This is a genomic window from Rahnella sp. BIGb0603 (genome assembly GCF_024808755.1).
GTDB lineage: Bacteria > Pseudomonadota > Gammaproteobacteria > Enterobacterales > Enterobacteriaceae > Rahnella > Rahnella contaminans.
This window is the reverse complement of record NZ_JANUEX010000002.1, coordinates 572,584-594,771: the sequence shown is the minus strand read 5'-3', so window position 1 is coordinate 594,771 and position 22,188 is coordinate 572,584. Positions and strand designations below refer to the sequence as shown.

General features: G+C 52.0%; 22 protein-coding genes. 7 read left to right on the top strand and 15 right to left on the bottom strand.

The window, feature by feature from the left end; all coding sequences use genetic code 11:
* Window positions 1-335 precede the first annotated feature (335 nt).
* The gene (locus M2403_RS07760) at window positions 336-1,256 is read right to left on the bottom strand and encodes a L,D-transpeptidase family protein (RefSeq protein ID WP_152327030.1); all 921 of its coding nucleotides are present in this window, start codon (window positions 1,254-1,256) and stop codon (window positions 336-338) included.
* Between the two features lie 265 nt (window positions 1,257-1,521).
* The gene (locus M2403_RS07755) at window positions 1,522-3,075 is read right to left on the bottom strand and encodes a DHA2 family efflux MFS transporter permease subunit (RefSeq protein WP_259228872.1); all 1,554 of its coding nucleotides are present in this window, start codon (window positions 3,073-3,075) and stop codon (window positions 1,522-1,524) included.
* Between the two features lie 81 nt (window positions 3,076-3,156).
* On the opposite strand from M2403_RS07755, the gene M2403_RS07750 reads away from it, so the two are divergent.
* Both M2403_RS07750 and M2403_RS07745 read left to right on the top strand, forming a co-directional pair.
* Entirely contained in the window at window positions 3,157-4,281 is a 1,125-nt protein-coding gene (locus M2403_RS07750; protein ID WP_259228871.1) for an HlyD family secretion protein, read from the top strand.
* Window positions 4,282-4,319: 38 nt separating this feature from the next.
* On the top strand, window positions 4,320-4,910 hold the full coding sequence (locus tag M2403_RS07745) for a TetR/AcrR family transcriptional regulator (protein WP_259228870.1): 591 nt from the start codon (window positions 4,320-4,322) through the stop codon (window positions 4,908-4,910).
* A 153-nt stretch (window positions 4,911-5,063) separates the two neighbouring features.
* On the opposite strand, the gene M2403_RS07740 is transcribed toward M2403_RS07745, so the two are convergent.
* The 4 genes from M2403_RS07740 to M2403_RS07725 form a co-directional block, all read right to left on the bottom strand.
* Window positions 5,064-7,181, bottom strand: coding sequence for a TonB-dependent siderophore receptor (locus M2403_RS07740; RefSeq protein ID WP_152327034.1), 2,118 nt, complete (start codon window positions 7,179-7,181; stop codon window positions 5,064-5,066).
* A 398-nt stretch (window positions 7,182-7,579) separates the two neighbouring features.
* Window positions 7,580-9,541, bottom strand: coding sequence for a glycoside hydrolase family 3 protein (locus tag M2403_RS07735; RefSeq protein ID WP_259228869.1), 1,962 nt, complete (start codon window positions 9,539-9,541; stop codon window positions 7,580-7,582).
* A gap of 132 nt (window positions 9,542-9,673) precedes the next feature.
* Window positions 9,674-10,192: a chromate transporter gene (locus M2403_RS07730; protein ID WP_152327036.1), complete on the bottom strand. Its 519-nt coding sequence runs from the start codon at window positions 10,190-10,192 to the stop codon at window positions 9,674-9,676.
* On the bottom strand, window positions 10,192-10,776 hold the full coding sequence (locus tag M2403_RS07725; RefSeq protein WP_152327198.1) for a chromate transporter: 585 nt from the start codon (window positions 10,774-10,776) through the stop codon (window positions 10,192-10,194). Before M2403_RS07725 ends, M2403_RS07730 begins: the two co-directional genes overlap by 1 nt.
* Before the next feature lie 123 nt (window positions 10,777-10,899).
* Here M2403_RS07725 and M2403_RS07720 point away from each other — a divergent pair, with 123 nt between their 5' ends.
* Window positions 10,900-11,817 (top strand): LysR family transcriptional regulator, encoded by a 918-nt coding sequence (locus tag M2403_RS07720; RefSeq protein WP_195815358.1) that lies wholly within the window; start codon window positions 10,900-10,902, stop codon window positions 11,815-11,817.
* Here the strand turns inward: M2403_RS07720 and M2403_RS07715 are convergent.
* On the bottom strand, window positions 11,814-12,167 hold the full coding sequence (locus M2403_RS07715; RefSeq protein ID WP_152327037.1) for a helix-turn-helix transcriptional regulator: 354 nt from the start codon (window positions 12,165-12,167) through the stop codon (window positions 11,814-11,816). The genes M2403_RS07720 and M2403_RS07715 overlap by 4 nt on opposite strands.
* Window positions 12,168-12,404: 237 nt before the next feature.
* Between M2403_RS07715 and fusA the strand changes: the two genes are divergently transcribed.
* Window positions 12,405-14,510 carry an elongation factor G gene (fusA, locus tag M2403_RS07710; RefSeq protein ID WP_259228868.1) on the top strand — a complete coding sequence of 702 codons (2,106 nt, stop codon included), beginning with the start codon at window positions 12,405-12,407 and terminating at the stop codon, window positions 14,508-14,510.
* A 159-nt stretch (window positions 14,511-14,669) separates the two neighbouring features.
* On the opposite strand, the gene wrbA is transcribed toward fusA, so the two are convergent.
* Together wrbA and M2403_RS07700 are read right to left on the bottom strand one after the other, a co-directional pair.
* A complete protein-coding gene (wrbA, locus tag M2403_RS07705) occupies window positions 14,670-15,269 on the bottom strand; it encodes an NAD(P)H:quinone oxidoreductase (protein ID WP_015689874.1) in 600 nt (199 codons plus the stop codon).
* A 522-nt stretch (window positions 15,270-15,791) separates the two neighbouring features.
* Window positions 15,792-16,697 carry an antimicrobial resistance protein Mig-14 gene (locus M2403_RS07700; RefSeq protein ID WP_259228867.1) on the bottom strand — a complete coding sequence of 302 codons (906 nt, stop codon included), beginning with the start codon at window positions 16,695-16,697 and terminating at the stop codon, window positions 15,792-15,794.
* A gap of 345 nt (window positions 16,698-17,042) precedes the next feature.
* On the opposite strand from M2403_RS07700, the gene M2403_RS07695 reads away from it, so the two are divergent.
* Together M2403_RS07695 and M2403_RS07690 are read left to right on the top strand one after the other, a co-directional pair.
* Window positions 17,043-17,555 (top strand): DUF2778 domain-containing protein, encoded by a 513-nt coding sequence (locus M2403_RS07695; RefSeq protein ID WP_259228866.1) that lies wholly within the window; start codon window positions 17,043-17,045, stop codon window positions 17,553-17,555.
* Window positions 17,536-18,048 (top strand): hypothetical protein, encoded by a 513-nt coding sequence (locus M2403_RS07690; RefSeq protein ID WP_208952469.1) that lies wholly within the window; start codon window positions 17,536-17,538, stop codon window positions 18,046-18,048. Before M2403_RS07695 ends, M2403_RS07690 begins: the two co-directional genes overlap by 20 nt.
* Window positions 18,049-18,059: 11 nt before the next feature.
* On the opposite strand, the gene M2403_RS07685 is transcribed toward M2403_RS07690, so the two are convergent.
* The 5 genes from M2403_RS07685 to M2403_RS07665 all read right to left on the bottom strand — a co-directional run bounded on the left by M2403_RS07685 (window position 18,060) and on the right by M2403_RS07665 (window position 20,911).
* On the bottom strand, window positions 18,060-18,545 hold the full coding sequence (locus M2403_RS07685; RefSeq protein WP_259228865.1) for an Hcp family type VI secretion system effector: 486 nt from the start codon (window positions 18,543-18,545) through the stop codon (window positions 18,060-18,062).
* A gap of 311 nt (window positions 18,546-18,856) precedes the next feature.
* Window positions 18,857-19,057 carry a hypothetical protein gene (locus tag M2403_RS07680; protein WP_259228864.1) on the bottom strand — a complete coding sequence of 67 codons (201 nt, stop codon included), beginning with the start codon at window positions 19,055-19,057 and terminating at the stop codon, window positions 18,857-18,859.
* 163 nt (window positions 19,058-19,220) lie between these two features.
* Window positions 19,221-19,445, bottom strand: coding sequence for a hypothetical protein (locus M2403_RS07675; RefSeq protein WP_152327044.1), 225 nt, complete (start codon window positions 19,443-19,445; stop codon window positions 19,221-19,223).
* Complete coding sequence (locus tag M2403_RS07670; protein ID WP_152327045.1) at window positions 19,442-19,858, bottom strand: hypothetical protein; 417 nt, start codon at window positions 19,856-19,858, stop codon at window positions 19,442-19,444. The genes M2403_RS07675 and M2403_RS07670 overlap by 4 nt, the downstream gene beginning before the upstream one ends.
* Before the next feature lie 48 nt (window positions 19,859-19,906).
* On the bottom strand, window positions 19,907-20,911 hold the full coding sequence (locus M2403_RS07665) for a YadA C-terminal domain-containing protein (protein WP_259228863.1): 1,005 nt from the start codon (window positions 20,909-20,911) through the stop codon (window positions 19,907-19,909).
* 330 nt (window positions 20,912-21,241) lie between these two features.
* On the opposite strand from M2403_RS07665, the gene M2403_RS07660 reads away from it, so the two are divergent.
* Complete coding sequence (locus M2403_RS07660; RefSeq protein WP_152327046.1) at window positions 21,242-21,568, top strand: hypothetical protein; 327 nt, start codon at window positions 21,242-21,244, stop codon at window positions 21,566-21,568.
* A 73-nt stretch (window positions 21,569-21,641) separates the two neighbouring features.
* Here M2403_RS07660 and M2403_RS07655 read toward each other — a convergent pair whose 3' ends face one another.
* A complete protein-coding gene (locus M2403_RS07655; RefSeq protein WP_152327047.1) occupies window positions 21,642-22,148 on the bottom strand; it encodes a DUF1003 domain-containing protein in 507 nt (168 codons plus the stop codon).
* Window positions 22,149-22,188: the final 40 nt, after the last annotated feature.

Sequence of the window (22,188 nt, the reverse complement as noted above, 5' to 3'; positions counted from 1 at the left end):
CCTGAGTTCAACACCTTGGGTTGCCACCCAAACTGGCCTTAAGAGGCGCCTGTCGCCGCGCCTCTTAAGAATCTCCGGCTCTTTTACTGCGCGCGACCGCTCGCTGGCCATGTTTCAGCACCTCCGGCTAGTGCCGCAAACGCCGCCGCTGAGCGATCACTGCCACTAAAAAACCGAAATTTTCTCGATCCTTCTAAAGCGCCTCACTGCCAGTGAAAAACCAAAACCTTCTCAATCAAGCTTATGAAAACGGCTCCTAGGGTAACCCCTAAAAAAATCCCAAAAAAAAGCCCCGAAACAGTTTCAGGGCTTTCTAAGTCAGCAACCAATCAATGTTAGTTGATTTGCACCGGCATACCTGCACGCATCTCGATTGCGCGCTGAACTACAGTCTGGTTAACAGACGGAGACGATGCAACGGTGTTTGCGCTGCCGGTCAGCGTAATCGGAATCGGCTGCTGGGAATCAAACTCTTCCTGGTTGGAAGACAGCGGGTTGTGGATCTCAATATAACGTTTGCCGTCCGGCTCAACGGTGGCTTTCACCGGCTCGTTGATGAACTGAACGCGGGTATCTTGCGGCACATTGTCGTACAGCCATTTGATATCTGCGTCACGCAGACGCACACAACCGTGGCTTACGCGCAGGCCGATACCGAAGTTGGCATTGGTACCGTGAACCGCATACAGACGGCCAACGTACAGCGCGTACAGCCCCATCGGGTTGTCCGGGCCGGCAGGGAAGACTGCTGGCAGGAACTCACCACGGGCGGCATATTCCTGATGCATTTTTGCAGTCGGGGTCCAGGTCGGGCCCGCTTTTTTACGCTGTACAGTCGTCACCCAGTTCATCGGGGTGTCTTTGCCCAGTTCGCCGATACCGATTGGCAGAACGACAACGGTATTGGTGCCTTTCGGGTAGTAATACAGACGCATTTCAGCACTGTTGATGACGATGCCTTCATGTGGCGTTTCCGGCAGGATCAGTTGCTGAGGAATGGTCAGCACGGTGCCCGGCGTTGGCAGGAACGGGTCAACGCCAGGGTTGGCTTCGAGCATGTTGCTCAAACCCATCTGGTATTGCGCTGCAAAATGTTCCAGCGGCAGGCTGCTGCCCTGCGGAACGGTTACCGTAATGTTTTCACCGACCAGACGACCATTGTTCGCCGGAAGAGGATAGACCACAGCAAAAGACGCCTGGCTATATGCAGCAACTGCCAAAACCAGGGTAAGGATTGCGCGAATGCTCATTTTCATATTTTCGTTGGTCGTTAATGCCACACTGGCAGTTGTTGTCAGGATGTTGATTTCCCCCCGATGCGGAAGTTTCCGCCCGGAGGAATAGTGTACTTGCACATAGCTCTTGAAAGGGACTCAGTAACTGTAACGAATCGCATTTCAGGGCCGCCAATTATAAGGATTTATTTCAAACAGGCCAAAGCTTTCTCACCCTGTTCGAAAAGTTCCCTCCGGCAACCGCATTTTTTGCGGCTGCCTGCACAATTGCTTCACATTTCCACCCTCATTTACGGCAAAACGGCACCATCACCAGCGCAGCAATGAACATCCACGCCATGACCTGGAAGATATCGTTGAAAGCCAGCGTCAGGGATTGCGCCGCCACTTTTGCGCCGAACAGACCTTTAGCCATCAGCAACGCGTGTGCGGTGTCCGGCGTCAGGTGGCCGATTTTTTGCGCCAGCGATCCAATCACGTCCTGCGCGTGGTCGCCGTATTGCCCAAGACTTTCACCGAAACGCGCCGCGTGAACGCGCGTCCAGTCCTGCAACCAGGTATTCACCGTCGCAATACCGACAGCGCCGCCCAGATTTCGCATCAGGTTAAACAAGCCTGAGGCATAGCGCAGTTCCGGCCCCTGAAAGGCAGTCAGCGCCATATTCACGCTCGGCACGATGCACAACATAATGAATAATCCGCGCACGACCTGCGGCCAGAAAAACTGTTCCGCGCCCCAGTAAGGTGTGACGGCGGTCGTCAGCCATAAGCTCAGCGCGAAACCGGATAATCCCACAGTGATTAATATCCGGCGATCGATGCGGTTGATTAATCTCGCGGCGATCAGGGTACTGAAAAACTGCCCGACGCCAACGACAAAGACCGTCGTGCCAATTTCCAGGCTGTTGAAATCACGGATACGGCCGAGGAAAACCGGTGTCAGGTAGGTCGAGGCGTACAAACCAAAACCCACGACCAGATTGAATAAACAGGCGAAGGTAAAGGTCGGATCGCGAAAGGGCGTCAGGCGTACAATCGGGTTTTTGGAATAGAAGGAACGTTCGAGAAACAGAACAAAGGCCACCAGCGAAAACCAGGCTGAAATTTGGATCTGCGGATCGCTGAACCAGTTTTTACGCGGGCCTTCTTCGAGCACGTACTCCAGGCAGCCGAGAGCGACGGCCATCGAAAATAAATGCACCCAGTCGATACGTTTGAGCATCGAAAAATCGGCTTTATCGACGTGGATGAACATCACCGCGCCGGTCGCCACCAGCACGCCGGGTAATATGTTGATGAAGAAGATCCAGCGCCAGTCGAGAACCTGCGTCACCACGCCGCCCACGGTCGGCCCAAGCGTCGGTGCCAGCACGCTGACCATCCCGAGGATCGCCGGAATGATCGCCTGCTGTTTGCCCTGAAACATGGCGAAGCCGGTTGCGAAAACCGTCGGCACCATCGCGCCGCCGGTAAAGCCCTGCAACGCGCGGAAGAAGATCATCGACTCAATATTCCAAGACAATCCGCAGCCGATGCTGCTGAGCGTAAACAGGGCGGCGGACGCGCTGAACAGCCAGCGGGTCGAAAGCGCCTGCGCCAGAAATGCCGAGAACGGGATCATCACCAGTTCGGCGATCAGGTATGAGGTTTGCACCCAGCTGATTTCGTCCGGCCCGGCGGAAAGCCCGGCCTGGACATCATTAAGCGAAGCGGCGACGATCTGAATGTCGATCAACGCCAGAAACATGCCGAACGCCATTATGCTGAAAATCAGAAACTTGCGTGATGTCGGGTAATCCGCTGGCGAGATCGCGGCGGGGTGATTCAGGGTGGCTGACATTTTTGTGAGATCCCGGGACTTGTTTATATGATGATCATCATATTAATATGATATCCATCATGCAATGAGGTGCGAGAAAAAATGAGCGAAGCAACAGTGAGTGGTGAGGTTGTCCCCCCGCAGTCAAAAGTGAATAAGCGATCAAAACGTATCTGGGTGGTCAGTGCGGTTGCGCTGGCTGTGGCGCTCGGCGGGGCGGCCTGGCTGCTGGCGGCGCCTTCTTCAGAATCCACCGACGATGCGTATCTGACGGCCGACGCGACCACCGTTGCGCCAAAAGTGAAAGGTTTTGTGTCGCAAGTGCTGGTGCGGCATAACCAGCAGGTTCATGCCGGCGATAAACTGGTGCTTATCGACAGCGAAGAATTTACGGCGCGTCTGGCCGCCGCGCGGGGCGATCTGGATGATGCCCGTGCGCAGGTCGCGCAGCAGCAGGCGGCGCTGCTCAGCCAGCAGGCGCAGGAACAGCTGGCGCTGACGCAAATCGATGCGGCGCGAACCGCCATCCGCTCCTCGAAAGCCGAACAACAGCACGCCGAGGCCGAGCAGCAAAGGTATCAGTCGCTGGCGGTCAGTGGCGCGACGTCCCGTAATGATGCGGATCGCTATAAAACCGTGGCGGTGACGGCGGAACAGACCTCGGCACACGCGGCTGCCATGCTGAATGTCGCGCAAAATCAGGCGGCGGTGACGCACGCGCAGCGCGCTGAAATTGAAGCGGCGCTGGCGCTGGCAAATGCGGCGGTGGTGAAAGCGCAGGCGGCAGAAGATCTGGCGCAGCAGGATCTCAACCATACGACAATTTTTGCGGCGGTGGATGGCGTGGTCGGAAACCGTCAGGTGCAGGTCGGCGATTATGTGACACCCGGCCAGCGGCTGATGGCGCTGGTGCCCGATGAAGGGATTTACGTCACCGCCAATTTTAAAGAGACACAGACCGGCAGAATGCAGCCCGGCCAGAAAGCCGATGTGCAGGTGGATGCGTTGCCCGGCGTGACGTTCCGCGGGGAAGTGGACAGCCTTGCGCCCGGTTCCGGATCAACGTTTGCCCTGCTGCCGTTTGAGCCCGGCACCGGCAATTTCACCAAAATTGTCCAGCGCGTGCCGGTGCGTATTCGTCTGGATCCCGGTCAGCCGGAAGCCAGCGCACTGAGGCCGGGTCTGTCTGTCGATGCGCGCGTTTCGTTAACGGAACCGGTCAGGTAAACTGAGGCAGCAATTTATTCGATTATCAGGGTCTTACTATGCGCTACGAAAGTGAACATAAGCCTAAAATCCGCGAGCGGATTGTGAAGGAAGCTGCGAAAGCCATCCGCGCCAAAGGGCCGTTGCAGGTCAGCGTGGCAGGCGTGATGAGCAAAGCCGGGCTGACACATGGCGGGTTTTATGCGCACTTTGCCTCGAAAGACGCCCTGATCGAAGCCGCCATTCAGCAGATGTTTAATCAGGTGATGCTGCGCTGGGAGAAAAATAATCAGGGACTGACCGCGCAGCAACAACTGGCGGGCTATATCGATTTCTACCTTTCCCCGTGGCATCGCGACAACCGCGCGCAGGGTTGTCCGGTTTCCGCGCTGGCGTCAGAAACGCCCCGCATGTCGGCACCTTGTCAGGCTGAATTTGCACGCGGGATTGAAAGAATCCGCAGCATGATTATCCGGCAGCTGACTGAAATGGGCGTGGAAGATCCGCAGACGACGGCGGTGTCAGTCAGTTCGGAGCTGATGGGCAGTTTATCGCTGGCGCGATGCGAACCCGATCGCGAGGCGTCGGATGCGTTGCTGGAAAGTGCGAAGAAAGCGCTGATGGCGCGGCTAAATTTGCCGGAAGAATAAACTCTCAGAATCGCTCCCTCCCCTGCGAAGGGGAAGGTTGGGGTGGGGTATTAATTTCTAAATCAAAAAGTTAAGGTTTTCTTAAACAAGGTGTTAGCCCTTAAAACCCCCTCCCAGTCTCCCCCTTCGCAGGGGGAGGAGCTGAAAAAGCTATCAGAAATCATAACCGACAGTGGCGACCACGGTACGTTCCTGACCCCAGTAGCAATAGCTGGTGCCGTAACAGGCCGCGACGTATTTCTTGTCGAACAGGTTGTTGGCGTTCAGCTGCACATACGCGCCTTTCAGCTGCGGATTGAACTGCACCAGATTCATACGCAGTGACGCATCAACCAGGGTTGCGGAAGGCATGTGACGGGTGTTTTCGTTATCCGCCCATTGTGTGCCGATGTAACGAACGCCAGCGCCCAGATCCACACCGATTGGCGTGTTGTACTGACCCCAGATGGAAGCCATCTGTTTTGGCGTCACGTACGGCGTGTTGCCGTTGTTTTCCGCCGCGTCGCGGATACGGACTTTATTGTAGGTATAACCCGCCATCACGTTGAAACGCTCGGTGACCTGTTTCTTGGCTTCCAGTTCCAGACCCTGTGAACGGATTTTACCCGCCGGCTCGTAGTAGCTGCCCACAACCACGCGGTTACCCACGTCTTTTTGCGTCAGGTCATACAGCGCCGCGGTGTACATATCGGACGTACCCACCGGCTGGTATTTGATCCCCGCTTCGTATTGCTCACTCTGCATCGGTTTCAGCAGCGTGCCATCTGCGCCCGGCAGGGCAGACGGCGTCATTGCCTGGCTGTAGCTGACGTACGGAGAAATCCCGTTGTCGAACGCATAAAGCAGGGAAGCGCGGCTGCTGAAGTGTTCGTCTTTACGTTCGCTGTTGGAGGTTTGCGCGTAAATACTTTCGTAGCTGCGGCTCGACGTTTTCAGGGTGTCGTAACGGCCGGATAATGTCAGGAACCACTTGTTCCAGTTCATTTCGTCCTGCAGATAAGTCCCCATCTGCTCGTAACGGTTTTTGCCGCGTGAGTGGCTGTAATAATCCAGTGCATCACCGCCAACGCCGGTGTAGGGATTGAGCGTTTCGGCGTAAGCGCCGTCAGATTTCACGTCGTTTATGAAGTGAGAATAGTCAAAGCCCAGCACCACTTTGTGCGCGACTTCGCCGGTGGCGAAATCAGCTTCCAGCTGGTTATCGATAGCAAACGTATCGAGGGACGATTTCTCACCGGAATAGTAACGGTTCATCAGCGTGCGATCCGCGTTCCAGCCTGCCTGATACACCTGATCCAGTTCGGTATTGGAATGGGTGTAGTTGGTGTTCTGGCGGAATGACCAGACATCGTTAAACGTGTGCTGGAATTCGTAGCTGTAAATTTGTTCCCAGCGTTTGAACTGGTTGTAGGTGCTTTCGCCGTCAAAGAAGCCACGGCTCAGTTTCTGGCCATACAGGCTGCCGTCGGCCGGAACGGCGGCGTGATAACCCCCGGACGGATCTTTTTGCAGATACGCGCGCAGCAACAGGGAAGTGTTTTCATCCGGCGTCCACAGCAGTTGCGGGGAGATCGCATAACGTTCTTCGCGCTGATGATCGTACTGCGTGTCGCTGCTGCGGGTCATACCGGTCAGACGGAATGCCAGCGTATCGCTGAGCGCATTGGTGTAATCGAACGCGCCGCCTTTGGTGTTTTGCGTCCCGCCGGAAAGCTGGAAGTGACCTTCTTCGGCAAATTGCGGACGTTTGGTGGTTTCCATCACCACACCGCCGGGGATGCTCTGGCCGTAAAGCGCAGAAGACGGGCCTTTGACCACATCAATACGCTCAAGGAACCACGGATCAACCTGAATGGAGTTGTAGGTCGCGCCGTCGCTCAGAATACGCAGGCCATCAAGGAAAGTGTTGTTGACGTCACCGCCGTGGAAACCGCGCAGGGAGATGGTGTCATAACGCGTTGCACCACCGGCAAAGTTGGTGAAAACGCCCGGCGTATAGTTCAGGGCCGCATTGACGGTCGTGGCGTTCTGGTCAGTCATTTGCTGACGCGTGACCACAGAAACCGCCTGACCGGTAGTGATTAACGGCTGATCCGTTTTGGTCGCGCTTTTACTGGTTTTCGCACTGTAACCCTGCGTCGGAGCATCTGCGGTATCAGCAGGCGCGGCTTTGACAACGACGGTATCTTCGGCTGCAAGAGAAGCTGCCGGAACGGACAGCGCCATAGCGCACAGAAGCACCGAGCGTTTGAGGGGGAAAGCCAACAACATATTCATAGTCCCTATAAATAACCCGATAAATAATCGAGTAATTAATTGATGCGAGTGTATTGATGCGTGTGTGTAAACCCAAAAGCCAACAACGTTCCGTACTAAAGCGCCTGTACAGAAAATGACAGGGATTAACTAAAACGAGACGAATGTTAAACTTAATGATAATTGTTATCATTGTTATTTTACAAATTCAAGTGAACTTTCTGCAAAAAGTGTGAAGTGGCGACATTTTATCCGCATGAAATGAATGGCCTTTTTGTTTGTTTAACGAGCAGAGGGAAAGTTTTGCGGGCTGATGTCTGTTACAAATGTGCGGGAGAACCGGAGGGAACAGGGCCAGTTTTCAAAAGCACCATCCCGGCAGATGCCGGGACGGCAGGAAGTTGAAAGACAGTTTACCGGGCGAGACCAAAGCCAATCTCAAACAACGGTGATTCGCTGTCGTGCGGCATATCCGACTTCTGTTTCAAAACGGCTTCCATCGATGAAGGCAGCTCGAACGGCAGCTTGCCGGTGTAAGCCTCACCGCTGGTGAGGCGGCTGAACAGCACCGCGTCGCTGACGCCGAAGTTACCGATAACCGCTTTCGCTTTGTCATTCACGTTAGTGAGAATGGCCGGGCGGTCGAGATACACCGTCACCACGGTCGGCACTGCTTTGCTGGCTTTCACGATGGCCTGATAATCGGCGTTGTCATCCGTAAAGGCCAGCGAACCTTCGTGGTGACGTTTGCCGAAGAACCACTGTTTATGCGTTTGCTCATAAGGCGCATGGGCGCGGATCAACGCGATATCCGCCTTTTCGGGCGCATCCACCACGATGAAACCTGCGGCCTGTGCGGCTTTCGGGTCAATGCCATACAGCCAGACTTTCTTACCTTTTTTCAGCGGCAACAGGTCACCGGTATTTTGCAGCAAAACCAGGGAGTGACGTTGCGCCGCATCGGCTTCTTTCTGCCAGCTCTCGCGGCCCACGGTTTGCACCGCTTTCTGTGCGTCCACATACGGATTTTCAAACAGGCCGGTCTGGAATTTCTGTACCAGAATGCGGGTGACGGATTCGTCCAGACGTTGCTCTGTCAGCTGTTTCTCATTAACCGCGTTCACCAGCAGTTGCGAATCGGTCACGCCACCGAACTGATCGACACCGGCTTTCACCGCTTTAACAAAACGTTCTTGCGGCGTCAGGTTTTCCACGCCCCACGACATGCCGCCCGGCACCGGTTCTTTTCCTTCCGGCGCACCGTTGAGGCATTCATCGCTGCAATCATTGGTGATCAGCCAGTCGCTGAGGATCACGCCTTTAAAACCGTATTGCCCGCGCAGAATATCGGTCAGTAACTGATGGCTGAATCCGGCACCGACCTGTTCCAGCGGTTTGCCTTCAAACATGGCATTTTTCAGGATGGAATAGGTGGGCATGACGCTGGCGACGTTGGCTTCAAACGCGCCGGTGAACGGGTAGATATGTTCTTTGAGATTATTGCCGGGGAAGACGGCGTTCTTGCCGTAGACATTGTGGCTGTCGTAGCCGTTTTCCGCTGCGCCGTAACCGACCCAGTGTTTGACCACCGAAATGACGCTGCCGGAATTGAGACCATCGCCACCGTTTTGCATCCCTTCAATGTAACCGCGCACCATGTTATGCACGCGCGCCGGGTCTTCGCCAAAAGTTCCGCTGATGCGCGCCCAGCGGGGTTCGGTTGCCAGATCCGCCTGCGGCGAAAGCGCTTCGCGAATACCGACGGCCAGGTACTCCTGACGCACAATATCGGCGTAACGGCGGGTGACTTTTTCATTATTAATGGCCGCCAGCCCGAGCGTTTCCGGCCATTGGGTAAATTTGCCGGAAGCCGTGCTCGCGCCGGTCAGATATTCAAACGAGTTACGCGGGTCACTGCTGATAGTCACCGGAATACCGAGCCGCGTTTTTTCAGCAATCTGCTGCAATTTATTATTTTCTTCGGCCATCAGCGCCGGGTCTTCAGCGGAAAGGCGGGTGATCAGGCTGTTGACCTTTGCCCCGGAAATCATCTTTTCCGCCGCCTTCATATCATAATGCGTACCGGCGCCGATCGGGCTGTCAGCCGTTGGCGCGGAACCGTGCATCATGACACCGGCTTTTTCTTCAAGCGTCATGCGTTTTACCAGATCCGCTGCGCGTTCTTCAGGCGTCAGCCGCCAGTCCTCATAGGGTTCAAGTTTGCCGGTGTGACTGAGGTCTTTGAATTTCAGGCCGTCAACGGTCAGTAACGTGGTTTCACGCTGGCTGAGTTCAGGCTGAGTGTCACTGGCGAAAACGGGCGGGGAGGAAAGTAGCAGGGCACAAACAGCCAGGCTCAGAGGTTTGATCTTCATTATCATCCTTAATGATTGATATATATAGATACTCAATCATCGATCAATAACCTATTTGCGGGCTGGATATTGCGACCGGGTTCGCAAATAAAAATCCTCAGGGGATAGGGGCATTGCGCCCCGTAAAATAATTCAGCCCAGCACCATCCCCAATACCGCGCCCACCGCCAGTACCCACAGCGGGTGAATGCGTTTGTTAAGCGCCATCAGGGTACACAGCGCAATCACACCGGCGAGGGTCATTGTGGTGGCGGAGGCTTTGGCGATTAACAATCCGCTGGAGACTACCAGCCCGACGGTGACCGGCACCAGCCCGCGCTGAATAAGCTGACGCCACGGTTTATCTTTGTAACGCTTCCAGCCGCCCATGACGATAATTGTCACGATGGAAGACGGGCCGAATTTTGCCAGCGAAGAAACCAGCAGCCCGGACCACCCGGCAACCTGCCAGCCAATCAGGGGCACGATCATCATATTCGGGCCCGGCGCGGCCTGCGCCAGGGCAAACAGGGCGCTGAATTCCTGCGCGCTCATCCAGTGATGGATATCCACAACCGCGCGCTGCATCTCGGGGAGAATGGTATTTCCGCCACCAAACGCCAGCAGCGAAAGCTCGGTAAACAGCAGGGCGAGTGAGAGTAAAACGGCCATCAGTATTTACTCCTTGCGCAGATAAAAATACTGACCGGTGCCAGCACCAGCATGACCGGCAGCATCGGGATACGGAACGCGGCGATGGCGATGACGCCCGCGGCGACCAGCGCCAGTTGCAGCCATTTTCCCCACAGCGGCGCGAGCATTTTGAGTCCCGTGGATAACAGTAATCCCGCCGCCGCCGCGGCCATACCGGCGAACAGATGTTCTACCAGCGGCTCATTCTGATAACGCGCATAGACCAGACCCAGCAGCACGACGCAAATCGTCGGCGCGAGAATAAGTCCGAGAATGGCGGAAAGCGCACCGCGCAGCCCGCGAAATTCCATCCCCAATGCGACCGACAAATTGATGATATTACCGCCGGGCAAAAACTGGCACAGCCCGAGCAATTCGGTGAATTGTGCAGCGGTCAGCCAGCGGCGTTTATCCACCAGCATGTGCCGTGCCATCGGCAGTACGCCACCAAAGCCCGTCAGACCCAAAATGAAAAAGCCCATGAAAAGTTGTCCGCAATCGGGTGCGGGCGCAGTCTGGTCTTCGGTACTGAGCATGATTTTTTCCTGCGTGTAATCGGCCATCTCGACACTCTCCCTCAAATGTAATTCAAAGCCGCCAGAGGCGTAAATTTCGTTACGGATCATGCGCGCAGTCGTGACATGATGTCTAATGCCTTTAATAACGCGGATAGATACCCTGTGAGTATGGCAATGATCGAACTGAAACGGCTTAACGCCTTTGTCACCGTGGTGGAAGCCGGCAGTATTACCCGCGCTGCCGAACTATTGTTTATTCAGCAGCCGCCATTGACGCGCCTGTTGCAGGGGCTGGAGCAGGATTTCGGCGTGCCTTTATTGCAGCGTTTGCCGCGCGGGGTGATCCCGACCGAAGCCGGTGAGGTGTTGTTGCAGGAAGCGCGCGCCGTACTGGCGCGGGCGGAGCAACTGAATGCAGCGATGCGCCGCGCGGCACAGGGCGAACAGGGGCGCATCCGGATTGGGTTCACCAGTTCGGCGGCATTACATACGTTTGTGCCCGCGCTGTTACGCCGGTATCGCGAGATTTATCCGTCTGTCAGCACGCAGCTTGAGGAAAGCGGCAGCGGCGAGTTGCTGGAAGCCGTGGTGGCCGGGCAACTTGACGTGGCGTTTGTGCGCATGCCGGTCAAAGACATGCCGGAGCTGGAGATGGAAAAGGTGCTGGAGGAGCCAATGTGGGTCGCTGTTCCCGCCGGACACCGGCTGGCTGCGCGGGTTTCCGGTCAGCCGCTGAAACTCGAAGAACTGAGCAACGAACCCTTTGTGCTTTACCGTCGCCGCGCCGGGCAGGGGTTGTACGATGCGATACTTGCGGCGTATGTCCGCGCCGGATTCAGCCCGCATATTGTGCAGGAAGCGCCACGGCTGACGTCGTGCCTGAGTCTGGTCGGCGCGGGGCTGGGGATTTCGATTGTTCCGGCGTCCATGACGCGGCTCGGCGGCGACGGCGTGGTGTTTTTGCCGCTGGATGCCAGTACGCGGCTCAGCGCGCCGTTATATCTCGCACGGCGGGAAGACAGCCATGCATCGTCTATAATAAGTACGTTTTGTCAGCTGGTCAGAAAGCAGCTGGCCGGAGATTAAAGGTGTTGCTCGGAGATGTGTTTTTGCGTGGATTCGACGGTAATGCCGTCGGATTCGATGGCGCTGAGCAGACAATCGAGCAGGCCGGGGAAGCGGGCGTCCAGATCTTCACGGCGCAGGGAAAGTAAGTTCGCGCGTCCGTCCGGACGCTGCCAGATCACGCCGCTGTCACGCAACACGCGCCAGTGGTGAGTCAGCGTCGATTTCGATAAGCCCTGCAAAAGGGTGCCGCAGGGGTGTTCACCGCCTTTCGCTAAGGTGCGGATCACCGCCAGACGTAGCGGATTTCCCAGCGCAGTCAGCACATTTTCGAGACGGATCTGCTCGCGTTCAGGGTGGTTGGCTATCATCGGACTTTCCTTACTTAGACGTGTGTTAACGCGGCCGCGCAATATAGCCTATCCCTCTGCTGCTGTACAACGCGACGGCCTCTGACCAATTTCATCGATAGAATAAATTAATTGTACGAATATACACGTACAATTGTAGTATACTCTCCGCACTAAGAAGTTTAGTACTCATTACTTTGTGACGGGACGTGAAAACCACTCTCCGCCAACTTAGCCATCAACCAGTAAGGACGTTATATGGCTCGCAAAACGCCAATCGAGCGCTACCGCAATATCGGTATCTCAGCACACATCGACGCAGGTAAAACCACCACCACCGAGCGTATTCTTTTCTATACCGGCATGAACCATAAGCTGGGAGAAGTGCATGACGGCGGTGCGACCACAGACTGGATGGCTCAGGAACAGGAGCGCGGCATTACCATCACGTCTGCTGCTGTCACCTGTTTCTGGCGCGGGATGGATCACTCGTTCGATGAGCATCGCATAAATATTATCGACACGCCGGGGCACGTGGATTTCACTATTGAAGTGGAACGTTCCATGCGCGTACTCGACGGTGCGGTGATGGTGTATGACGCCGTGGGCGGCGTGCAACCGCAGTCTGAAACTGTCTGGCGTCAGGCCAACAAATACAAAGTGCCGCGTCTGGCGTTCGTCAACAAAATGGACCGCCAGGGCGCAGATTTCTTTCGTGTCCGCCAGATGATGGTGGATCGCCTGAAAGCCAATCCGGTACCGGTTGTTATTCCGATTGGTAAAGAAGAGCATTTCGCCGGCGTGGTGGATTTGCGCAAAATGCGCGCCATTTTGTGGGACGACGCGACACAAGGTATGACCTTTACCTATGAAGCGATCCCGGCAGAGTTGCAGGCGCTGGCGGAAGAGTGGCGCGAGAAAATGGTCTCGGCTGCTGCGGAAGCCAACGACGCGCTGATGGATAAATATCTTGAAGAAGGCACGCTGACGGAGGATGAAATTACCCAAGGTCTGCGTCTGCGCACCATCGCCGGGGAAATCCAGCCGATGCTGTGTGGCAGCGCGTTCAAGAATAAAGGCGTGCAGCGCATGCTTGATGCTGTGATTGAACTGATGCCGTCTCCGCTGGATATTCCGCCGGTTGCCGGTACGGACGAGGACGGCAACGAAGTGTTCCGTCATTCCGACGATAACGAGAAGTTCTCGGCGCTGGCGTTCAAACTGATGACCGACCCGTATGTCGGGCAACTGACGTTTGTCCGTGTTTATTCCGGCGTGCTGAAAAAAGGCGACAGCGTCTACAACCCGGTGCGCGGCAAGAAAGAACGCATCGGGCGTATCGTGCAGATGCATGCCAACGACCGCATCGAGATAGATGAAATCCGTGCCGGTGATATCGCGGCCTGTGTGGGCCTGAAAGATGTGACGACAGGTGAAACACTGTGTGACCCCAGCGACATTATCACGCTGGTGCGTATGGAATTCCCGGATCCGGTGATTTCGCAAGCCATCGAGCCGAAGACTAAGGCTGACCAGGAAAAAATGGGCATCGCGCTGTCACGACTGGCATCAGAAGACCCGTCGTTCCGCATCCGGACTGATGAGGAATCCGGCCAGACGATCATTTCCGGAATGGGCGAACTGCATCTGGAGATTATCGTTGACCGCATGAAACGTGAGTTCGGCGTGGAAGCCAACATCGGTAAACCGCAGGTCACGTACCGCGAGACGGTGCGCAAAACGGTGAAAGATGTGGAAGGGAAATTTGTGCGTCAGTCTGGCGGTAAAGGTCAGTACGGTCATGTGGTCTTTACGCTCGAACCCTTGCCGGCAGGCACAGGCTTTGAGTTTGTCGATGCGACTAAAGGTGGCGTGGTGCCGCGCGACTATATCCCCGCTGTAGAAAAAGGGGTCACGGAAGCGCTGAACAACGGCATTCTGGCCGGTTATCCGGTGGTCGATGTCAAAGTGACGCTGACGTTCGGTTCATACCACGAGGTCGATTCTTCGGAAATGGCGTTCAAAATGGCGGCCATCTTTGGTTTCAAAGAAGCAGCTAAACGGGCAGATCCGGTTATCCTCGAGCCGATGATGAAAGTCGAAGTGGAAACCCCGGAAGAGTACGCCGGTGGCGTGATGGGCGATTTGTCGTCGCGTCGCGGTACGGTGCAGGGCATGGAGGAGATAGCAGGCGGTGGTGGGAAAATTATCAAAGCCGAAGTTCCTCTGTCGGAAATGTTCGGTTATTCCACCGTTTTGCGGTCGATGTCGCAAGGTCGTGCAACCTACAGCATGGAGTTCAATCACTATGCCGAAGCACCGCGCAATGTTGCAGAAAACATCATTGCATCGCGTGGTAAATAAGTAAAACCGGCGTAATCTCCGCTCAAGACAAAACGGTCCGCAAGGGCCGTTTTTTTTAGTCGTGGAAAGAGTGCTGAACCTACTAAAGGAGCTTGTGATGAGGTGCTTACGAAAAGGAATGAAAGGCGCACACTTCTGCGCCTTATCTTATGCGTTTATTTAACTGACCAGTTTACTGACAATGGTCGCCACGTGTTTACCCTGATGCACGGCAATCCGCAGCTCTTCTGCACTTGGCTGACGTGAACCGTCGCCACCGGCGATAGTGGTCGCGCCATAAGGCGTCCCGCCGCGGACCTGTGAAATATCGAACAATTCAGGGGTGGTGTAGCCGATTGGCACGATGATCATGCCGTGATGAGCAAGTGTGGTCCAGGTGGAGGTGATGGTCATTTCCTGGCCGCCGCCGGTGCCGGTGGAACTGAATACGCTGGCGACTTTTCCTGCCAGTGCGCCTTTGGCCCACAGGCCGCCCGTTTGATCGAGGAAAGTGCGCATCTGGCCGGTCATGTTGCCAAAGCGGGTTGGTGTGCCGAAAATGATGGCATCGTAATCGCCAAGTTCTGCGGGGGAGGCGACTTCCGCCGTCTGACCGGTTTTGCCACCGGCAGCCTTAAAGGCTTCTTCCGGCATCGTTTCAGGAACGCGTTTTATCGTGACTTCAACACCTGGAACGCTGCGTGCGCCTTCTGCAACACTCTGCGCCATTGTTTCAATATGACCGTACATAGAATGATAAAGAACCAGTACTTTTGCCATTTTAAACTCCTGTTGAGGTGATGTTTTTACCGTAGCCGGACTGGTTTTAGCGCCGGTGATACGGGCGAAAAATTCACTTAAAAATCCCACTTTTACTCCTGCGCCTGTCATGAGTAAGAGAGTTCATCGTCCGCCCAAAACGCATGAGTTACAAACGCAAATTTTTGAACAGGCTCGTCAATTAATTAGGGGAATTAAGCCTGTTTTATACAACACCATTTACCTCCTGGGGCACAGATGGAGCTTAGTTGCTTAGCTTCTGATTCAGCATTGTTACCTGCTCAGCACTGCTTTCCGGCATCCAGCTGCCGTAAACGTTAAACACCATCTGTGCGCTCGATTTACAGTCTCTGGATCAGCCGGACATGGAAACATTGATCGAGGGGGGCGACTTTGAAGGGGAGGAGACAATCATTGTCGGCATTGTTACACATTATCAATGATGCCTCGACAGATGAGTTTGACGATATTCCGTGCATGTGATTATCACCGGATTCATTCTGCCAGTCTCCGACCTTGTGTTTAGAGCGTTATAATTCTGCCCACGAATTCCAGAGTACACCATCTATTTTTATACTCAGCAGTTGGTCTGCCGAAGGAAAATCTCATTTCCTTTTCTTTCCTTTGGCACTCCCTGCTGGCGTCGTTAAGATTCAACCATGTAATCAAGGTTCCAAGAGAGAGTTTGGAATACGAAGTATCTAAGCCAATATTAATATAATCATATGAAATTATTTCCAGACTTTCAGCCTTCATTATTAGCTGAAACGCTACAGGGGAGTCATCTATAAATAGTATGCATCCGAAAATATGAGGCTTTAGACATTCGAGGAAATTTATCAATTCACTTTTGTTCTTCATTTTCTTTGACCTTCTTTTGAAAAACAGTGTGGAGTAAATTTCAACGAGTTCCGATGTGGTGAAGTCTTCAACGCGGTGTACCTTCCCGCCGCTCTCGATGAATTTTTTATATTCTCTTTTACGGCTTTGTCTCGTTTTAACGGAGAGTTTGCCAATATCTTTCGCCACACAAATACGCCTTTTCGCATTAATTGAAAAGGTTGAGTTAATTATATTTGAGCTATGTTTAGACGAGATTATCTTGCTTTTGAATGGCAGTATTATATGGCTGCTCCTACTGATGGGTAAAATGAGTTCATCTTTAGCCACCGGAAGTGCCAATGATTGTGTAAGACGGTCTGAATCGTAGTCATTTGCAAGCATATTTCCATCCCATACACAAATTCCTCCCTGTTTATCTCCTCTGCCATTCGTGCGAATAAAATAACGAGCCCCTAAATTCAACATATCATTTTGGGTTTGGACTGCGTCGGGATGAGTGGAAAAATTACCACCAAACTGCTCATAGCATTCCCTGTATTCTATAATTGAGCCTTCTTCCCATCCTAACAGTTTAGCAATCAGCATCTTGTAAATTTCGCAAGCGGTTAATGTGCGCGAAGATTGACGATAATAGGCACAGTAATCAAATGGGTATTACCGATCGTTTTATTGTTATCGATCGTTTTCACCGATCGTTTGCAATATTGTTAATTTCAGTGTGAATAATTGTGATGATTCATAATGAATGTTAGGCAGCCCGGCAATAGCTAATATCTGTAAAGCATTAAGCTAAAAACGGTTTCGCTAACATCCAAATTAACGACAGAACGGCGGACGAATTTGACAATTTTTTGTGCATTTAAACCCTACACTTCATCAGGACAAAATTGTAATATCGCCACTTAAGTAAAATTAATGTGAGAGGTATTTATGGCTTTACAGGGAAAGTTCGTCATTAACGATGCCGATTATTCGCCGCTGTCGTTTCCGGGTGTTGGAACATTCATGGCGTTTTCTGGCAATGGTGCATACAGAAACCGAGGTGGGTGCGGCAAAATCGCAGGAAATGGTCCGCTCCCCGCCGGGCGGTATTACATTGTAGATCGTGTCAAAGGCAGTATGGCAAACAGGGTTCGCGCCTGGGGGGTGGATACGTATAAAAGCGCATTTTATTATCCAGTGGATCATAGTAAATGGTTTGCTCTGTATCGCGATGATATGGGTATTGACGACTCAACATGGATAGATGCCGTTGAACGAGGCGGCTTTAGGTTACACCCTGGACAAATTTCAGATGGTTGCATCACTTTGCCGCATCAGTCAGATTTTGAGCTACTACGCAACGCAATCCTCAGAACATCAAAGGTTCTTGTTCCATGCATGAAAAATTTAATGACATATGGCGTTATTGAGGTAATAGCTAATGGCACCACTTGCCCGTAAATTCCTGCGTCTATTCGGCTTTCTGGTGTTGTTCTCCGCCATTTCCAAAGGTTTTTATATTCTGTTTGGTGATGCCCCCATAATTAGCAATGAAACTGCGATGAGGGTAGCGGGTTGGATTTCGACACCATCATCACCAGAAGATATTTATGACGTATTTGATTATGCCGTCATTATTCTCAACGCTGTGATATCCATCATTGTTTTTTCAGTGATAGTCCAATTCATACCATTTAAAAAAATGCGAGATAAAACGGCTGGAAAGCATATTACTGAGATAACTAAAGGGATTTTGGGAATGGGGCTGAGAGTTTTGGTCGTGACCGCTCTTTTCTTAATTTTTCTCACTGTCGTGGATTATGACAAATTCCTACCTGCGGACGCCGGTTATAGCATGCCGATATGCGTCACTATAACCATATTGCTTACAGTTTCCGCATATTGGATGCTCTTGCTAGTTGGGCGTTGGTTAAAGGTTAAATATGGGGCATAGCGCCCCATTTGTTATCCACGATCGTTCCAGTCATCGGTGTATTGCACGTTACCATCTACATAACGCCAGGTGATTTTATCGTACATCATGGAAATAGATTCCATGTGGTTGATCTGAGAATTTCCTGACATTTTAGCGTTTGGCATTCCCGGATTCACGCCGGTAATTTTCACGCCTTCGATCGTCATAATAAAATACGCTTCTTCCTGACCCGCGTCATTGATGCGGTACCAGCGGATCTCCGCAGACTTTAAAGTCTGGCCTTTTGCGACAGCTTTGTAGAGATACGGGCTTGAAGAGTCGAATTCCTTCTCGAGCATCATTGGTGAATGAGAGCGAGTACCTGTTATTTTCCCGGTGTTCCCATCAACGGGGATGTTCAGGCCATGGCTAAATCCCACAACCTCAATACTTCCCTCGCGATCTTTTACATCAACTGAACCTTTGATGTCAGCGCCGCCGTCATCTTTAAGCCATAGATAAGCAGGAATTGCCATTTTCAAATCTCCTTATTGAAAGTATGGCTAATGTTAATGCAAGCAGAACGGTACTTACACGGATAATTTGACTTAAGTTTGAATTGCGGCTCGCACAGATTAGTAAACAAAAAGCCGGAGCAGCTTACCTATGATTTGAAATGATGGAGTCTAATTCAGAAGGAACAGTAAATTAATGGAACGAGTTATGGGGCACCCATGGGACAAAAATTAGCGCCAAAGTTCGCCACAGTTCATGATTGAAGATTTTTACTGTTTCTAACTATCTGTTATGCAAAGCGGTCTTTGATGAACTTTATCGAATTTTTAAGTTATTTGGTCACGGTTTCAATATGACCGTAAATAGAATGATAAAGAACCAGTACTTTTGCCATTTTAAACTCCTGTTGAGGTGATGTCTGTTCCGTACTTTGTTCCGGTTTCTGACCGGCAATACGGGCGAACAATCCGCTTAAAAATCCCACATTAACTCCTCCGCCAGCACGGCGGTTGTGGTGAGCAAGAGACTCCATCGTCTGCGCACAGGCAGTCAGTTACAAACGCAAATTTTTGAACAGGCTCGTCAATTAATTAGGGCAATGATGCAGGCAAGGCGTATTTCGCACCTCTACATACTAGGATAGAAGTGCAGTTTTGGCAGGCGCAGGGGGGCATATAAAAGGTAGTCAGAGCGCATTATTCTCTTTCTTTTTCCCAGCTGACAAGTACTGAGACTTCATCCGGTTGAGCGATGAATTTACTGAGTGTGGCGGTATGACCATCTTTCATTATCACCGACACCGCAACGCCAGTGACACCGTGAGACAAGGGTGTTTCTTCAACACGTTGCAACATTTTCAGGCAAGTAAACTGCTGCTCGGGCGCAAGATGTTTGAACTGGTCGGTGTGGTGTTTTTTCATATCGGCGTCCTTCCGTAAATCTGTCCGTTACGCATTAAAACCAGCTTATGGGTACGCTTGTAATAAATCGCTGTGAAAATACCTTTGCGATAAACCTGAGCATCCGCGTTATCTTCATCAAGGTATGCGGCAGTCCCTTCGATGTACCCTTGTTTATCTGCGGGAAAGATTTTGACATCTATCCCCTTAATGCGGGCATGCACAATTTTCTTAGTGGCCTGAGCATATTGCTTCTCCGAGTTTTCCATCGCCTGCTTCAGCGCTGCACTCTGAATTGCAGTCTGACGGTTCTGTTCCGCCATATAACAGGTATCTTTAGATATGCCCTGCGACTGACAGTCCGCCATTCTGGATGCCTGGGTGGAGCAGCCGGCGAGGAGGGTCAGGGCGGCAATGACTAAAAGTTTTTTCATTTTGATTTACCTGAAGAGAAAGAGGGGAGACGAGTCTCCCTGAATTTGTTACCAGCCGACACTCACGCCAGCGCCGTAGCCGACGTTGCTTTGTGAATCGTCAGACACCGACATTTTCACGATAGTTGAATGGCTTGCATGGAATGAAGCACCGACGGACAGTGCATTCTGTGAATCGTAACCACCGACACCGGCACCGACTGCAAATTGCTGCGACTCCTGCACCTGAGGGATGTTGGCCTGAGCCATGGCAGAAGCAGAACCCGCAGCCGCTTCTTTCTTGTTGCCATCAACCTCCGATTTCAGGTTGTTGAATCTTTTGTTGGTGTAATCATTTGCCTGACTCAGGGTATTCGCATCACCCACCGCGCGACGGTGTGATTCAGCCAATACTTCAGAGTGATTTTGTTCGGCTTCAGCATTCAGGGCAGTGATTTGCTTGTCGTAATACGTTGAGCGAACTTCTTGTTTGACAACCGGTCGTTGAGCAGGTGTTGAAGTGACTTGCCGTACGGTCTGAATTGCAGGATTTTTTTCGGAAGAAGGGTCGCTCTGATCACTCACCTGAGTATCTACAGGGATGTCCGTTGGATCATTGTGCTGATAAGTTGCAACTTCAGCAGATTGCTGAGCGACGAACTTTTCTTTTTTCAACTGCAGAGCTCGTTTGGTTGCCTGTGCTTCTGAACTTCCATGGTCGCCGTCAAGGTGCGGAGTTGGTTCGGAAGCATGCTGGTCAAGTTTGTTTCCAAGATCCAATAAAAGATTTTCATGCCCCTCGTTACGAAGCCCTTCACGTACTGTTTCCTGCTGACTTGTGGTCATATTTATCCAGCTGTCAGCAAAACTCTGATATCCCTGTTTTGTGTAATCCTGTAACAGATCAGCATGTGCAGCTGAGGCTGCAGTCATTCCCATCACAATTCCCGCCAGAACTCTCCGTACTGTAGAAGCGGACACACCAAAGTATCGCGCCAATTCCGTTTTATTAATGTTCCCTGCTGTGTAAGCAGCAATGATTTGTGCGTTGCGTTCTGTTACCTGAGCGTTCATGAGTTTTTTCCGACATTGAAATAAGTATCTGTTAGCGACAAATAAGAAGCGTTATCAGAACGCTGTTTTTGTCTCTTTTCGAAAATCATACATGCCGTGAATGTGACTTGCTTCACGCATTCACCGGTCATTTGACTTATGTCAAGAAACGTAAAGTTATAGCGCTACATGAAGATGTTTCACTTAGCGCGCTTATTTGTAGCTAATGGACACAAATCGACGTGTCTGAAATGTAAAAACATAGGGATTTTCGTAGCGAATAGCGACGGGATGAAATATCTACGGGATTCTTGTACAATGTTCGGGGTTTATAAAACGGGAGATAAGTGGATGGCAGATAACGCAAATGACTTCCTGGACTATGTTCAGCGGCTGGGAATCGAACAACCCGCGTTGTGTATTCTGCTGGGGTTGCCACGCAGCACTTTAAACAAGTGGATAAACGGCACAGTGACACAAATTCCTCAGGTGGCCGTAACGGCAATCAGAATGCTATGGTTTATGCGTGAAAGTGACCCTGAGATGTTTGAAAAGTGGGCCATGGTGCAGGATTTTGGTGTGACGGCGGAGTATGCGGTCAACGACAAGGCGCAGGTATTTTTACATACCATCAGGCGCGAACCGAGTGCTCCTATCAAACGGTTACTGACGAAGTAATTTCTGCTGAAGAAACTTGCGTTAAAACGATCATAAAGACGGCCACTCTGACCGTCTTTATCAGTAAAAAGGGTCAGGCACTTTTAGGGACTGTGGAAGGCATTTTGCGTAACTCTTCCATTAATTCGCGGATACTGTTCTTTAATTCGGCGATTTCAATATCTTTCATTGCATCTATTTTTTCATGCAGCGCATAGAGTTCAAGGTCGGTTTTAACGTTGACGTTGGATTCCATTTCGGCGCGGCGACTGTCGTTAATATTCTGGCGTTTCTGGCTCATCATAATTGCCGGAGCCGTATATGCCGCCTGGAATGACAGGAACAGGTTTAATAAAACGAACGGGTAGGGATCGAATCCAGTTTTTTTAATCGCAATATTATAAGTCGTCCAGCCGATGATAATAGCAGTCTGGATGAGTATGAAAGTCCAGGTAGCGATACCGCCGGTAATTGCATCGGCCATGCGCTGACCGAAAGTCTTCTCCTGCTCGCAGTCAGCGGGGTCTGCCAGCAGTTCTTCGTGTTCCTTCTTACTTTGTTTTCTTAATACAGTGAGCTGACGCCGCGATTTTGTATCCATGATGGTGCTTTCATACGGTGATTAGGTTATTTAATCGTAG